This is a genomic window from Streptomyces sp. H51 (genome assembly GCF_035656535.1).
Lineage (GTDB): Bacteria > Actinomycetota > Actinomycetes > Streptomycetales > Streptomycetaceae > Streptomyces.
This window is the reverse complement of the sequence record NZ_JAYMHD010000043.1, coordinates 1-13,651: the sequence shown is the minus strand read 5'-3', so window position 1 is coordinate 13,651 and position 13,651 is coordinate 1. Positions and strand designations below refer to the sequence as shown.

13 protein-coding genes are annotated in these 13,651 nt (G+C 72.1%); 10 read left to right on the top strand and 3 right to left on the bottom strand.

All coding sequences use genetic code 11. The features are described from left to right. Positions 1–231 precede the first annotated feature (231 nt). From VKA29_RS12595 to ilvD, 3 genes are all read left to right on the top strand, one after another. Complete coding sequence (locus VKA29_RS12595) at positions 232–1,056, top strand: sugar phosphate isomerase/epimerase (protein ID WP_324785526.1); 825 nt, start codon at positions 232–234, stop codon at positions 1,054–1,056. Beyond that, entirely contained in the window at positions 1,053–1,658 is a 606-nt protein-coding gene (locus VKA29_RS12590; protein ID WP_324785525.1) for a TetR/AcrR family transcriptional regulator, read from the top strand. Before VKA29_RS12595 ends, VKA29_RS12590 begins: the two co-directional genes overlap by 4 nt. 333 nt (positions 1,659–1,991) lie before the next feature. After that, complete coding sequence (gene ilvD, locus VKA29_RS12585) at positions 1,992–3,845, top strand: dihydroxy-acid dehydratase (RefSeq protein WP_324785524.1); 1,854 nt, start codon at positions 1,992–1,994, stop codon at positions 3,843–3,845. A 172-nt stretch (positions 3,846–4,017) separates the two neighbouring features. Here ilvD and VKA29_RS12580 read toward each other — a convergent pair whose 3' ends face one another. After that, the gene (locus VKA29_RS12580) at positions 4,018–6,114 is read right to left on the bottom strand and encodes a serine/threonine-protein kinase (protein ID WP_324785523.1); all 2,097 of its coding nucleotides are present in this window, start codon (positions 6,112–6,114) and stop codon (positions 4,018–4,020) included. Between the two features lie 181 nt (positions 6,115–6,295). Between VKA29_RS12580 and VKA29_RS12575 the strand changes: the two genes are divergently transcribed. The 6 genes from VKA29_RS12575 to proC all read left to right on the top strand — a co-directional run bounded on the left by VKA29_RS12575 (position 6,296) and on the right by proC (position 10,344). After that, complete coding sequence (locus tag VKA29_RS12575) at positions 6,296–6,622, top strand: SH3 domain-containing protein (protein WP_324785522.1); 327 nt, start codon at positions 6,296–6,298, stop codon at positions 6,620–6,622. An 85-nt stretch (positions 6,623–6,707) separates the two neighbouring features. Next, positions 6,708–6,995, top strand: coding sequence for an SH3 domain-containing protein (locus VKA29_RS12570; protein ID WP_324785579.1), 288 nt, complete (start codon positions 6,708–6,710; stop codon positions 6,993–6,995). 42 nt (positions 6,996–7,037) lie between these two features. Continuing rightward, the gene (locus VKA29_RS12565) at positions 7,038–7,538 is read left to right on the top strand and encodes an EamA/RhaT family transporter (RefSeq protein ID WP_324785521.1); all 501 of its coding nucleotides are present in this window, start codon (positions 7,038–7,040) and stop codon (positions 7,536–7,538) included. A gap of 151 nt (positions 7,539–7,689) precedes the next feature. Further along, positions 7,690–8,550, top strand: a complete 861-nt coding sequence (locus tag VKA29_RS12560) for an ABC transporter ATP-binding protein (RefSeq protein ID WP_324785520.1) — start codon at positions 7,690–7,692, stop codon at positions 8,548–8,550. Further along, positions 8,547–9,404, top strand: coding sequence for an ABC transporter permease (locus tag VKA29_RS12555; RefSeq protein WP_324785519.1), 858 nt, complete (start codon positions 8,547–8,549; stop codon positions 9,402–9,404). The genes VKA29_RS12560 and VKA29_RS12555 overlap by 4 nt, the downstream gene beginning before the upstream one ends. A gap of 127 nt (positions 9,405–9,531) precedes the next feature. Further along, positions 9,532–10,344 carry a pyrroline-5-carboxylate reductase gene (proC, locus tag VKA29_RS12550; protein ID WP_324785517.1) on the top strand — a complete coding sequence of 271 codons (813 nt, stop codon included), beginning with the start codon at positions 9,532–9,534 and terminating at the stop codon, positions 10,342–10,344. Positions 10,345–10,410: 66 nt separating this feature from the next. On the opposite strand, the gene VKA29_RS12545 is transcribed toward proC, so the two are convergent. Then, positions 10,411–10,992: a cysteine hydrolase family protein gene (locus VKA29_RS12545; RefSeq protein ID WP_324785516.1), complete on the bottom strand. Its 582-nt coding sequence runs from the start codon at positions 10,990–10,992 to the stop codon at positions 10,411–10,413. Between the two features lie 75 nt (positions 10,993–11,067). On the opposite strand from VKA29_RS12545, the gene VKA29_RS12540 reads away from it, so the two are divergent. Then, on the top strand, positions 11,068–12,069 hold the full coding sequence (locus VKA29_RS12540; RefSeq protein WP_324785515.1) for a GlxA family transcriptional regulator: 1,002 nt from the start codon (positions 11,068–11,070) through the stop codon (positions 12,067–12,069). Here VKA29_RS12540 and trpS read toward each other — a convergent pair. Then, positions 12,003–13,034, bottom strand: coding sequence for a tryptophan--tRNA ligase (gene trpS / locus VKA29_RS12535; RefSeq protein ID WP_324785514.1), 1,032 nt, complete (start codon positions 13,032–13,034; stop codon positions 12,003–12,005). The genes VKA29_RS12540 and trpS overlap by 67 nt on opposite strands. Positions 13,035–13,651: the final 617 nt, after the last annotated feature.

The following is a 13,651-nucleotide window of genomic DNA, read 5'->3' as shown; positions in this document are numbered from 1 at the left end:
CGGTGGACCTGGACCGGCAGGTCCCGGTGGACCCGGACCGGCGGGTCCCGGCGGACCCGGACCGGCGAGCGCCGGCGGACACGTACGCGCGAGTCCCGGTGGACCCGGACCGGCGAGCCCCCGCGGACCCGTACCCGCGAGCCCCGACCGAACGGCGTCCGCCCGTGGCGATGGCCACAACGGCGTACTGGGGCCCGGCCGCACGCACCGGCACCCCGTAACCTGTCACCCATGGCAGAGCCAGTCGTACGCATCCCGGATGCGAAGGTCGCCCTGTCGACGGCGTCCGTCTATCCGGAGTCGACGGCGACGGCCTTCGAGATCGCCGCGCGTCTCGGATACGACGGTGTCGAGGTCATGGTGTGGACCGACCCGGTCAGCCAGGACATCGAGGCCCTGCGCAGACTCAGCGACTACCACCAGATCCCGATCCTCGCCGTGCACGCCCCCTGCCTGCTCATCACGCAGCGCGTGTGGTCCACCGACCCCTGGGTCAAACTCCAGCGCGCCCGCGCCGCGGCCGAGAAGCTGGGCGCGACCACGGTCGTCGTCCACCCCCCGTTCCGCTGGCAGCGGCAGTACGCGCGCGACTTCGTCGACGGGATCTGGCGGATGGCGAACGAGACGGACGTCCGGTTCGCCGTCGAGAACATGTACCCCTGGCGCTACCGCGACCGCGAGATGCTCGCCTACGCCCCCGACTGGGACGTCACCAAGGACGACTACCGTCACTTCACGATCGACCTCAGCCATGCCGCGACGGCCCGCACGGACGCCATCCAGATGGTCGACCGGATGGGCGACCGCCTGGGCCACGTGCACCTCGCGGACGGCCGGGGATCTGCGAAGGACGAGCACCTGGTCCCCGGCCGCGGCACCCAGCCCTGCGCCGAACTGCTGGAGCGCCTGGCGCTCAACGGCTTCGGCGGGCACGTCGTCATCGAGGTCAACACCCGCCGGGCCATGTCCGGCGCCGAACGCGAGGCCGACCTGGCCGAGGCGCTGGCCTTCACGCGCCTGCACCTGGCGTCCGCGGTGCAGGTGCCCCGACCGTGACCGAGGCCACGTCCCGGCGCCGGGGCCGCCGTACGCGCACCGAGTCGGCCGACACCCGCGACCGCATCCTGACGGTGGCCCGCGAGGAGTTCTCCCTGCGCGGCTACGACAAGACGTCCGTGCGCCAGATCGCCAAGGCGGCCGGCGTGGACTCGGCGCTGGTGCACCACTACTTCGGCACCAAGGAACAGGTCTTCGCGGCGGCCATCGAGACCGCCTTCGCGCCGGCCCGCCACGCGCCGGACGCGGTCGCCGACGGCCCGCTGGACGGCGTCGGCGAACGGCTCACCCGCTTCATCTTCGGCATCTGGGAGAACCCCACGACCCGCACACCGCTGCTGGCGATCGTCCGCTCCGCCGTGAACAACGAGACCGCGGCCGGTGTCTTCCGCGACCTGGTCGCAGCTCAGCTGCTGCGCCGCATCGCCGTGCAGCTCGACGTGCCGGACGCGGAGCTGCGCGCCGAGCTGGCGGCCGCGCAGCTGGTCGGGTCGGCCATGCTGCGGTACGTGATCAAGGTGGAGCCGCTGGCCTCCGCGGACGTGGAGCAGATCATCGCGCGCGTGGCCCCGGTGGTTCAGGGACACCTGACCGGACCCTGACGGCGCGGCCCGGACCGCGATGCACCGGGCGGCGCACCACTTGGACGGCGCGGCACCGGCAGCGGCATCCCGGACGGCGACCTGCCGGACCGTGAGATCCGGACCGCGATGCACCGGACCGCGATGCACCGGACGGCGCGGCACCGGACGAGGTCCCGACCGCACGGCGCAAGACACGCGTCCCGTATTCCGGACACCTCGTCCCGACACCTGGATGACCGGCGTACGCTCGACGTGGGGTCGGTACTGACCTCGAACCGACTGACAACCGACTGACAACCGACTGAACACCGACTGAATCGTCCGACGGCAGTCCTGAAGGAGCGAGCGACGATGCCCGAGCTGAGGTCCCGCACAGTCACCCACGGCCGCAACATGGCGGGCGCCCGCGCCCTGATGCGTGCCTCCGGTGTACCCGGTGCGGACATCGGCCGCAAGCCGATCATCGCCGTCGCCAACAGCTTCACGGAGTTCGTGCCGGGCCACACCCACCTCCAGCCGGTCGGCCGGATCGTCAGCGAGGCGATCACCGAGGCGGGCGGCATCCCGCGTGAGTTCAACACCATCGCGGTCGACGACGGCATCGCCATGGGCCACGGCGGCATGCTCTACAGCCTGCCCTCCCGCGACCTGATCGCGGACTCGGTCGAGTACATGGTCGAGGCCCACTGCGCCGACGCCCTGGTCTGCATCTCCAACTGCGACAAGATCACCCCGGGCATGCTGATGGCCGCGCTGCGGCTGAACATCCCGACGGTGTTCGTCTCCGGCGGCCCGATGGAGGCCGGCCGCGCCACCCTGGTCGACGGCACGGTCCGCTCGCTGGATCTGATCGACGCGATCGCCGACGCCGCGAACGACAAGATCTCCGACGAGGACATCCTCCGCATCGAGGAGAACGCCTGTCCGACCTGCGGCTCCTGTTCCGGCATGTTCACCGCCAACTCGATGAACTGCCTGACCGAGGCGATCGGCCTCTCCCTCCCCGGCAACGGCTCGGTCCTCGCCACCCACACGGCCCGCAAGCAGCTCTACGTCGCCGCGGCCCGCACGGTCATGGACATCACCCGGCGCCACTACGAGCAGGACGACGACACGGTCCTGCCGCGCTCCGTCGCCACCTTCGCCGCCTTCGAGAACGCGATGGCCCTCGACATCGCGATGGGCGGCTCCACGAACACGATCCTGCACCTGCTGGCCGCCGCCCAGGAGGCGGGCGTGCCGTTCGGCCTGGAGCAGATCGACGCGGTCTCGCGCCGCGTGCCGTGCCTGGCGAAGGTGGCGCCCAACGTCGCGAAGAACCGCACGTACTACATGGAGGACGTGCACCGCGCCGGCGGCATCCCCGCCCTCCTCGGCGAACTGCACCGTGCGGGCCTGCTGAACGAGGACGTGCACTCCGTCCACAGCCCGTCGCTGGCCGACTGGCTGAAGACCTGGGACGTCCGCGGCGGCTCCCCCTCCCCCGAGGCGGTCGAGCTGTGGCACGCGGCCCCGGGCTGCGTCCGCTCGGCCGAGGCGTTCTCCCAGTCCGAGCGCTGGGAGACCCTCGACGAGGACGCCGAGAACGGCTGCATCCGCTCCGCCGAGCACGCGTACTCCAAGGACGGCGGTCTGGCGGTCCTCAAGGGCAACCTGGCGGTCGACGGCTGCGTCGTGAAGACGGCCGGCGTCGACGAGTCCATCTGGACCTTCGAGGGCCCCGCGGTGGTGTGCGAGTCGCAGGAAGAGGCCGTCGAGAAGATCCTCAACAAGCAGGTGACGGAGGGCGACGTGGTCGTCATCCGCTACGAGGGTCCCAAGGGCGGCCCCGGCATGCAGGAGATGCTCTACCCGACGTCGTTCCTCAAGGGCCGCGGCCTCGGCAAGAGCTGCGCGCTGATCACGGACGGCCGCTTCTCGGGCGGCACGTCGGGCCTGTCGATCGGCCACGCGTCCCCCGAGGCGGCGTCCGGCGGCACGATCGCCCTCGTCGAGGACGGCGACCGCATCCGCATCGACATCCCCGGCCGCACGATCGAGCTCCTGGTCGACGACGCCGAGCTGGCCCGCCGCAGGGAGGCGCTGGGCGGCACGTACGCCCCGCGGAACCGCGACCGCAAGGTCTCCGCGGCGCTGCGGGCCTACGCGGCGATGGCGACCAGCGCGGACAAGGGCGCGGTGCGCGACGTGACCAAGCTGGGCTGACAGTCCGGGCCGGCAGTCCGGGCCGGCAGTCTGGACTGACAGTCCGGGCCGGCAGCCCGGGCTGGCAGTCCGGGCTGAAAATCCGGTCTGACCCCGCCCGGCACCGGGGCCGCTCCCTCCGGGGGCGGCCCCTTCGCCGTCCCCGCCCGACGGGCGCCGCCTACCGGGCCGCCTACCAGGCCGCCGGATCCCGCGAGTCGACGGCGAAGACGGTGCCGTCGGGGGCGGCGGCGTAGACGCGGGGGGCGGCGGGCTGGGGGGCGGGGAGGGCTGCCATGAACGCGTCCGCGCGGGAACTGAGCCGCGGCCGGGTCTGCCCGAGCAGCTTCCCCTTCCCCGCGTCCACCCCGAGCAGCCGTCCGTCAGCGGCGCTGAAGTACACGCGACGGCCCTCGACGACCGGTACCGAGCCACGGCTCACGGACGTCTCCACGGACCACAGCTGCCTGCCGGCATCCGTGTCGACCAGCGTCAGGGAACCCCCGGTTCCCAGCAGACAGACGAGATTCCCGCGCACGGTGGCCTGCGCCTGATCGATCGGTACGGTCAGCGGCACGCGCCGCGTGACCCTCGACTCCGGTTCGTAGCGGACCACCGCGCTCGCCGTGCCGACCTCATTGCCGCCGGCCAGCAGCACCACGCTGTCGCCGGTGACACCGGCGATCGTCAGCCGGCCGTCGAACCACGCGCTCCAGCCCTTCCGCCCGGCGGCGGCGTCGACCGCCGTGACCTTCGTCCGCGTTCCATCGGCCGACGGGGTCGCGGCGAAGGCCCAGCGGCTCTTGGGGAACGACACGAAGTACGGCTCGTCCAGCCCCGTTATCCTCCGACTCCACTCGGTTTCCCCGGACAGGCTGTCCACGCCGGTCACCTTGCCGCCGGAACCGGTCAGCAGCAGCGTGCCGCCCGCGTAGCGGATGCTGCTGTAGGCGGAGACGTCTCGTGCCCACCGCACCCTGCCCGATGACGGATCGAGCGCTTCCACCCGCTTCCCGGCCTGGGTCAGGACGTGCACCAGGCCTCCTGAGAGGACCGGTGACACGTCGGGAGCGTCACCACCGGAGAGACCGTGCCGCCACCGCACGCTCCCGTCGTCGGGGTCGAGGGCGGACAGCAGGCCGGGCTGTGCGCACAGCAGCAGCCGCGTCCCGTACGTGCAGTGGGGCAGGCCGCCCGCCGTGCCCGCCGGCCTGGTCGCCCAGGCACTGAACGGGGACGGCTCCCCGGCGCCCGTCCTGCCCGGTGCGCCGTCCCCGCCGTCCAGCAACCGGGCCCCGGCGAACGCGGCGCCCGCGACCAGGAGCAGGGCCAGGGCCGGCACCGCCGCCCGCTTGCGACGGCGCCATCCCGTCCGCCGGGGCGGCGGCTTCTCGGGTTCCGTCGCCGGACGCGGTGCGTCGGCCGCTCGCTGCGCGGGTATGAACGCCTGCGTGTCGTAGGAAGCGGCGACGGACCGGAGTTCGCGCATCAACTGATCCGGCGTAGGCCGGTCCTCCGGCTCCTTGGCCAGGCAGCGCAGGACGAGCGGCGCGAGGTTCTCCGGCACCCCGGTCAGATCGGGCTCGTCGTGCACGACCTGGTAGGCGACGACGTAGGGGCTGTCGGAGTCGAACGGCCCGCGGCCGGTCGCCGCGTGCACCATCACGGACCCCAGCGCGAAGACGTCGGCGGCGGGCCCCACCTCCCGCGGCCGACGGAACTGCTCCGGCGCCATGAAGGGCGGGGTGCCGATCAACTTGCCGGTCTCGGTGCGCAGTTCGCTGTCCATCGGCCGGGAAATCCCGAAGTCGATGACCTTCGGCCCGTCCTCGGCGAGCAGTACGTTGCTCGGCTTCAGGTCCCGGTGCACGACTCCGACCCGGTGGATGTCGCGCAGCGCTTCGGCCAGCCCGGCCATCAGGCGGCGCAACTGGGCGGGAGCCATGGGCCCGTTCCGCTTCACGTGCTCGGACAGGGTGGGTCCCGGAATGAACAGCGTGGCCATCCAAGGCCGTTCGGCCTCCGGATCGGCATCGACGACGGAAGCGGTGAAGGCTCCGCTCACCCTGCGGGCCGCGGCCACCTCCTGCCGGAAACGCCCCCTGAACTCGGGATCCTTGGCGAACTCGGCGTGCACGACCTTCACCGCGAGCTTCATGCCCGAGGTGCTGCGGGCCAGGTGGACGACCCCCATGCCGCCCGAGCCGAGGCACGACTCCAGACGGTAGTGACCGGCGTACTCGGGCAGTTCCGCTTCCGCGCCCGCTCCGGCGTTCCGCTGCGGCGCCATGGGACCACCCCCGTGCTGTTCGTCCATGCGCGCGACGCACGGAGCCTAGTCGATGACTCGTACGGGACAGCGGCGGCTTGCCAGCGTTCACGAGCCGGTCGCACAAGCATGTTTCATGGCGCGTTTCACGGGTATCAACGGGGCCCCATGGCACGCATGGGGTTGAACGGGGGAGTTTTCCATGTCTGTTGACCGCGTCGAACAGATCGAAGGCGGCGAGGAGGAGGCCGTCACGGCGACGGCCGCGTCGGCATCCGTGACCTACTACTCGGTGGCTCCGGGCGCCAGGCTGAACGTCCGCAGCGGCCCCGGCACCAGCTACCCGATCGTCAAGGTCCTGCCCGAAGGGTCCAGAGTGGGAATCCTCTGCCAGACACCGGGCACCACTGTGTCGGGCTACTACGGCACGTCGAACATCTGGGACTGCATCGGCAGCGCCGAGTACGTCTCCGACACCTACGTGAACACCGGCAGCGACGGCTACATCCGCCCGCGGTGCGGATCCTGACCCACCACACCACTACCAGGGGTCATCCATGACTTCCCGCAGGCGCATGTCCGTCCTGCTCGCCGGCGCCGTCGGAGCCTTCCTCATGGTGACGGCGGCTCCGGCGACCGCTTCGGCGGCAACAGTGCGGTATTACCCGATCGCGCCCGGCGTCGAGCTGAACGTCCGCAGCGGTCCCGGCACCGGTTACCCCCTGGTCCGGGTGCTGCGGGCGGGCTCCCAGGTACCGATCTTCTGCCAGAGGCCGGGTACGACGGTGTCGGGCTACTACGGCACCTCGAACATCTGGGACAACATCGACAACGGCGAGTACGTGTCGGACGCCTACGTGAACACGGGCAGCGACGGCTACGTAGCCCCGCGCTGCGTCTGACCCTCCCGGAGCCCGCGCCCGTCCGCGAGCCATAATCGTCCCGTGAGCGACGAAACCGGCCCCCAGGACAGCGCGGGCTCCACGGGTCCCCGCCCGGAACCCCTCCGCTTCTTCGGCACCACCTGGGTGAACCACGACCACGGCTACGGCCTCCGCCGCACCGGCGCCGCCGTCGGCTCGCTCGCCGCCGCCGTCGCCTCCTGCCTCGTCCTGCGCTTCGCCTACGAGGGCCTCCAGATCGCCGACACCGGCGCCTTCGTCACCGTCCTGGTGGTCGCGATGTTCGCGATCTGCAGCGCGCTGGCCTTCCGGCACACCTGGGACGGCTTCGGCGCCCGTCCCGACCCGCAGCGCCAGGCGTCCCTGCGCGGCCTCCTCGCCATCGGCTTCGTCGGCTCCCTCCTCGCCTATTTCTTCCGCTCCCTCACCGAGGCCCCCGGCGAGAAACTGCACCGCCAGGAGTACGAGGCGGCACTCGCCCGGCACGCCAAGCGCGGCGCCCGCCGCACCGGCAACCCGTCCAAGAAGCGCCGCCGCCCCTAGAACGCGCCACCCACGCCCGTACCGCCCCTCCGGCCGCCGGCCGGCCCTCAGCCGTGCCCGCGCACCTCCTCCGACGCCCACCCGGCACCGGCTCAGACGGTCGTCCGGGTTCCGCTTGACAGCCCCGGCGGACAGGAGGATTGTTCAGCACATGATGAATATAAGCCGCGGCGACGCCGACGCCCCCGATCCCGGAGCCGCGCCCGCCGCGCCCGCCGCCCTCGGCGCGCCCGCCGCGCCCGCCGCGCTCGGCGCGCCCGCCGTGCGCGCCGAGGGCCTCTCCGTGGTCCGCGGCGCCCGCACGGTCGTGCGCGGCATCGGCTTCCTCGTCCCGCGCGGCCAGGTCACCGGCCTGCTCGGCCCGTCCGGCTGCGGCAAGACCACCCTCATGCGGGCGATCGTCGGCACCCAGGCCAAGGTCACCGGCACCCTGGAGGTCCTCGGCCGGCCCGCAGGCGACCCCGCCCTGCGCACCCGCATCGGCTACGTCACCCAGGACCCGTCCGTCTACGACGACCTGTCCGTCCGCCAGAACCTGGACTACTTCGCCGCGGTCCTCGCCCCCGGCGCCCCGGCCCACGAGCGCCGCCAGGACGTCGACCGCGTCCTCGCCGAGGTCGACCTCACCGGCCACGCCGACGCCCTGGCCCGCAACCTCTCCGGCGGGCAGCGCAGCCGCGTCTCCCTCGCCGTCTCCCTGCTCGGCCGCCCGGAACTCCTCGTCCTCGACGAACCCACCGTCGGCCTGGACCCGGTCCTGCGCCGCGACCTGTGGAACCTCTTCCACCGCATCGCCGCCGAGCGCGGAGCCACCCTCCTGGTCTCCTCCCACGTCATGGACGAGGCCGAACGCTGCCACCGCCTCCTGCTCATGCGCGCGGGCGAGATCCTCGCCGACGACACCCCGGACGCCCTGCGTGCCCGTACCGGCTCCGACACCGTCGAGGAAGCCTTCCTGCACCTGGTGGACAAGGCGGCCGCCGCCGCACGCGCGAAGGAGACCACCGGATGAGCACCACCCCGAGCACGCCGAGCACGCCGAGCACGCCCAGCACCCCGAGCACGCCCAGCACCCCGAGCACCGCGGCCACCGCGTCCCCGGCGGCCAAGCCCGTCCCCACCGGCGTGCTGAACCTCCACCGCACCACCGCCACCGCGACCCGGGTCCTGCGCCAGCTGCGCCACGACCCCCGCACCATCGCCCTGATGATCCTGGTGCCCTGCCTGCTGCTGTTCCTGCTGCGCTACGTCTTCGACGGCAGCCCGCGCACCTTCGACAACATCGGCGCCTCGCTCCTCGGCATCTTCCCGCTGATCACGATGTTCCTGGTGACGTCCATCGCCACCCTGCGCGAACGCACCTCCGGCACCCTGGAGCGCCTCCTCGCCCTGCCCCTGGGCAAGGGTGACCTGATCGCCGGCTACGCCCTCGCCTTCGGCCTTCTCGCGATCATCCAGTCCGCCCTGGCCACCGGCCTCGCGGTCTGGTTCCTCGGCCTGGACGTGGTCGGCAGCCCCTGGCTGCTGCTGCTCGTCGCCCTGCTCGACGCCCTGCTGGGCACCGCCCTCGGCCTCTTCGTCTCGGCCTTCGCCGCGTCCGAGTTCCAGGCGGTCCAGTTCATGCCGGCCGTGATCTTCCCCCAGCTCCTCCTCTGCGGCCTGTTCACCCCGCGCTCCGACATGCACCCGGTCCTGGAGGGCATCTCCGACGTCCTGCCGATGTCCTACGCCGTCGACGGCATGAACGAGGTCCTCAAGCACACCGACATGACCGCCACCTTCGTACGGGACGTGCTGGTCGTCGCCGGCTGCGCGGTGCTGGTCCTCGGCCTGGGCGCGGCGACGCTGCGACGCCGAACGACCTGACCGGTCACCCCCACCGGCCGCCGCCGCACCCGCGTCCCACGTCCGCCCACCGGACAAGCGCCCCGTACGCGGACGCCCGGTGCGAGGATGAGTCCGGACGACGCAACCCTCGGAGGGCACCCCAGCCATGACGCAGAAAGTCGCAGTCCTCGGCACCGGCAAGATCGGCGAAGCCCTGCTCAGCGGAATGATCCGCGGCGGCTGGGCCCCAGCCGACCTGCTGGTCACCGCCCGCCGCCCGGAGCGGGCCGAAGAGCTCCGCGCCCGCTACGGAGTCACCCCGGTCACCAACCCGGAGGCGGCCAAGACCGCCGACACCCTGATCCTCACCGTCAAACCGCAGGACATGGGCGCCCTCCTCGACGAACTCGCCCCCCACGTCCCCGCCGACCGCCTGGTCATCAGCGGAGCGGCCGGCATCACCACGGCCTTCCTCGAGGAACACCTCGCCACCGGCGTCCCGGTCGTCCGCGTCATGACGAACACGCCGGCTCTCGTCGACGAGGCCATGTCGGTCATCTCCGGCGGCAGCCACGCCACCGCCGACCACCTGGCCCACACCGAGGAGATCTTCGGCGCCGTCGGCAAGACGCTGCGCGTCCCCGAGGCCCAGCAGGACGCCTGCACCGCCCTCTCCGGATCCGGACCGGCGTACTTCTTCTACCTCGTCGAGGCCATGACCGACGCCGGCATCCTGCTCGGCCTGCCCCGCGACAAGGCCCACGACCTGATCGTCCAGTCCGCGATCGGCGCCGCCGTCATGCTCCGCGACAGCGGCGAGCACCCCGTCAAGCTCCGCGAGAACGTCACGTCCCCCGCGGGCACCACCATCAACGCCATCCGCGAACTCGAGAACCACGGCGTGCGCGCCGCCCTCATCGCCGCCCTCGAAGCCGCCCGCGACCGCAGCCGCGAACTCGCCTCCGGCAAGAAGGACTGACGCCCCGCCGGGGGCGGCCGCACCGCACTCACCGCCCCCGCCCCCCCGCCGTCACCGCCCCCGCGGTCAACGCGCCGCGTCCACGACCTCCTTCGTGGTCACCACCCGCGCGAAGCCGCCCCCGTGCAGCGACACCGCCGACGCCTGCGCCACCTCCTCGGCGCTCCGCCGCCAGCCGAACGGCCCCTCCAGGTCGAAGGTGTACGTGGCGTCGTACGCGACCACCACGTCGTACCCGAGGTTGCCGCCCATCCGGGCCGTCGTCTCCACGCACATGTTGGTCTGGATCCCGGCCACCACGAGTTGCGTGACCCCCGCCGCCCTCAGCCAGGCGTCCAGGTCCGGCGTCCCGTAGAAGGCCGAGTTCACCGTCTTCGTGACCAGCAGCTCCGCCGGCGTCCTGCCGCGCCGCCGCTCCACGTACTCCTTGAAGTCGTTGCCCGCCTGCCCCTGCCGCAGCGGTGACCGCGGACTGACGGAGTCGTGCCGCACGAACACCACCGGACGCCCCGTCGACTGCCACGCGTCGATGAGCGCGGCGATGTTGTCGTCCGCCCCGGGATTGTTCCGCGGCCCCCAGAAGCCGGCGTCCTCGAAACCCTGCTGTACGTCCACGACCACCAGGGCCGCGTTCTCCGCGATGTCCATGCCCATGATGCTGCCGCGCCGCCCCCTGCCCTCCCAGCGGCGCGGAAGACAGCGATCGATGGTTTACTGCCACTCATGGCCAGCGCCCACCGCGTCGCCCTCGTCGCCTTTCCCGGTATCCGCGCCTTCGACGTCGCCGTCATCACCGAGGTGTGGGGCACCGACCGCACCGACCGCGGCGCCCCCGCCTTCGATCTGCGCCGCGTCGCCGCCGACCCCGCCCCCGTCCCGATGCGCGGCGGCCTCACCCTGCTGCCCGAGCGCACCCTCGCCTGGCTCTCCCGCGCCGACCTGATCGTCGTCCCCGGCCTCGACGACCACCTCAGCCCCGCACCCGCGGCCGTCCTCGACGCCCTCCGCCGCGCCCACGCCCGCGGCACCACCGTCGCCGCCCTCTGCGGCGGAGCCTTCACGCTCGCCCAGGCCGGCCTCCTCGACGGCCGCCGAGCCGTCACCCACTGGAACCTCGTCGACCTCCTGCGTGCACACCACCCCCGGGTCACCGTCGTCCCCGACGCCCTCTTCATCGAGGAGGACGGCATCTGGACCTCCGCCGGCACCGCCGCCGGCATCGACCTGTGCCTCCACCTCGTCCGCCGGGCGCACGGCGCGGAGGCGGCGGCCACCATCGCCCGCTCGATGGTCACCGCCCCCTTCCGCACCGGCACCCAGGCCCAGTTCATCGAGCAGCCCACCCCGCGCGCGGACCGCGACGCCGATGCCCTCGCCGCCGTACGCGAACACGCCCTGCGCCGGCTGCACGAGCCCCTCACGGTCGCCGACCTGGCCGCGCACGCGGGCATGTCACCGCGCAGCTTCGCCCGCCGCTTCACCGCGGCCACCGGCACGACCCCGCTGCGCTGGCTCCTGGACCAGCGCATCGCCGCCGCCCAGAAACTCCTCGAACGAACCGACCTGCCCATGCCCGAGGTCGCCCGCCGCGCGGGCTTCGGCAGCGAGGTCACCATGCGCCAGCACTTCGCATCGCGCCTCGCCACCAGCCCGCGCGCCTACCGGGCGGCGTTCGGCGCCGGATCCGCGCCGGAGACGGCCGGCAGCAGCCCGATCGCGCGGTAGGCGGCGTCCACGGTGGGCCGCGCCATGGCCCGCGCCCGCTCCGCGCCGTCCCGCAGCACACCGTCCACGTATCCGGGGTCCGCGCACAACGCCTGGTGCCGCTCCCGCAAGGGCCTGAGCACCTCGACCACGGCGTCGGCGGTGTCCTTCTTCAACGCGCCGTACGACGCGTAAGAACCGGCCAGCTCCTTCGGATCCCCGCCCGTGCAGGCGGCGAGGATCTCCAGCAGGTTCGCCACACCCGGCCGTTCCTCCCGGTCGTGGACGACGTCCCGCCCGCTGTCGGTCACCGCCCGCATGACCTTCTTGCGCACCACGTCCGGCTCGTCGAGCAGGTAGACGATCCCCGGTCCCGCGTCGTCGCTCTTGCCCATCTTCGACGTCGGGTCCTGAAGGTTCATCACCCGTGCGCCCACCGTCGGCGGCGTCGCCTTCGGCACCGTGAACGTGTGGCCGTAGCGCTGGTTGAACCGCACCGCCAGGTCCCGCGTCAGCTCCACGTGCTGCGTCTGGTCGTCACCCACCGGCACCTCGTCCGCCCCGTAGGCCAGGATGTCCGCCGCCATCAGCGCCGGATACGTCAGCAGTGACAGCCGCACGCTCCCGCCCCGCGCCCGCTCCCGCGGGGCCTTCTCCTTGTACTGGATCATGCGCCGCATCTCACCGTCGGTCGCCACGCACTCCAGCAGGTACGACAGCCGGGTGTGCTCGTCGACGTGACTCTGCACGAACACGGTGCACAGCTCCGGGTCCAGTCCGGACGCCAGCAGCAGCGTGGCCGCCTGCCGACTGAGCCTGCGCACCCGCGCCGGGTCGTGCTCGACGGTCAGCGCGTGCAGATCGACGATGCAGAACAGCGCGTCCGCCTCGTGCTGGTCCACCGCGGCCCACCGCCGCATGGCTCCCAGATAGTTCCCGAGCGTCAGGTGCCCGGTCGGCTTGACCCCGCTGAAGACTCGCGTCATCCCTCTTCCACCTCCTGGTCGAGGCCGCCTGCCCCGGCGGCCCGCCCTCAGGAGCTTCTGGAGGGAGATACGAGAACGGCCGCCGAAAGCGGCGGCCGTGGGTGCGTACGTGACTGCGGCCGCCGTCAGGCGGCCCACCAGAACTGGTTGCACGTACGCGTCGTCATGCCCCACAGAGTACGCCTCCCGAACGCGTCCACCAGGCGGTTCCCAGCGTGTCCGGTCCCAAGTTGACACGCTCCGGGCCGGTCCGTAGTGTTCTCCGAGTTGTCCGACGTGAGCGTCGACTCCGGTCGGTCCCCGGACAGCCATTCCGCAGTACCAACCAAGACCGGCGATCTGTCGATCATTCGACCTACCGCCGTGTCTTCGGCATGTGTATTCGCGAAATGAGGAATCCGCGTCCGAAAGGCCGCAGCCCCCGATTAGCTCGGGAGCGAGGAATCCGCTAAAGTCTCACTCGTCGGAACGGCCCAACGGCCGGGAAGACAGCCCCGCTGACTGGGAATCAGACACCGAAAGGATCTGGTAAAGTCGGAGCCGCCGGAAAGGGAAACGCGAGAGCGGGAACCTGGAAAGCACCGAGGAAATCGGATCGAGAAAAGATCTGATAGAGT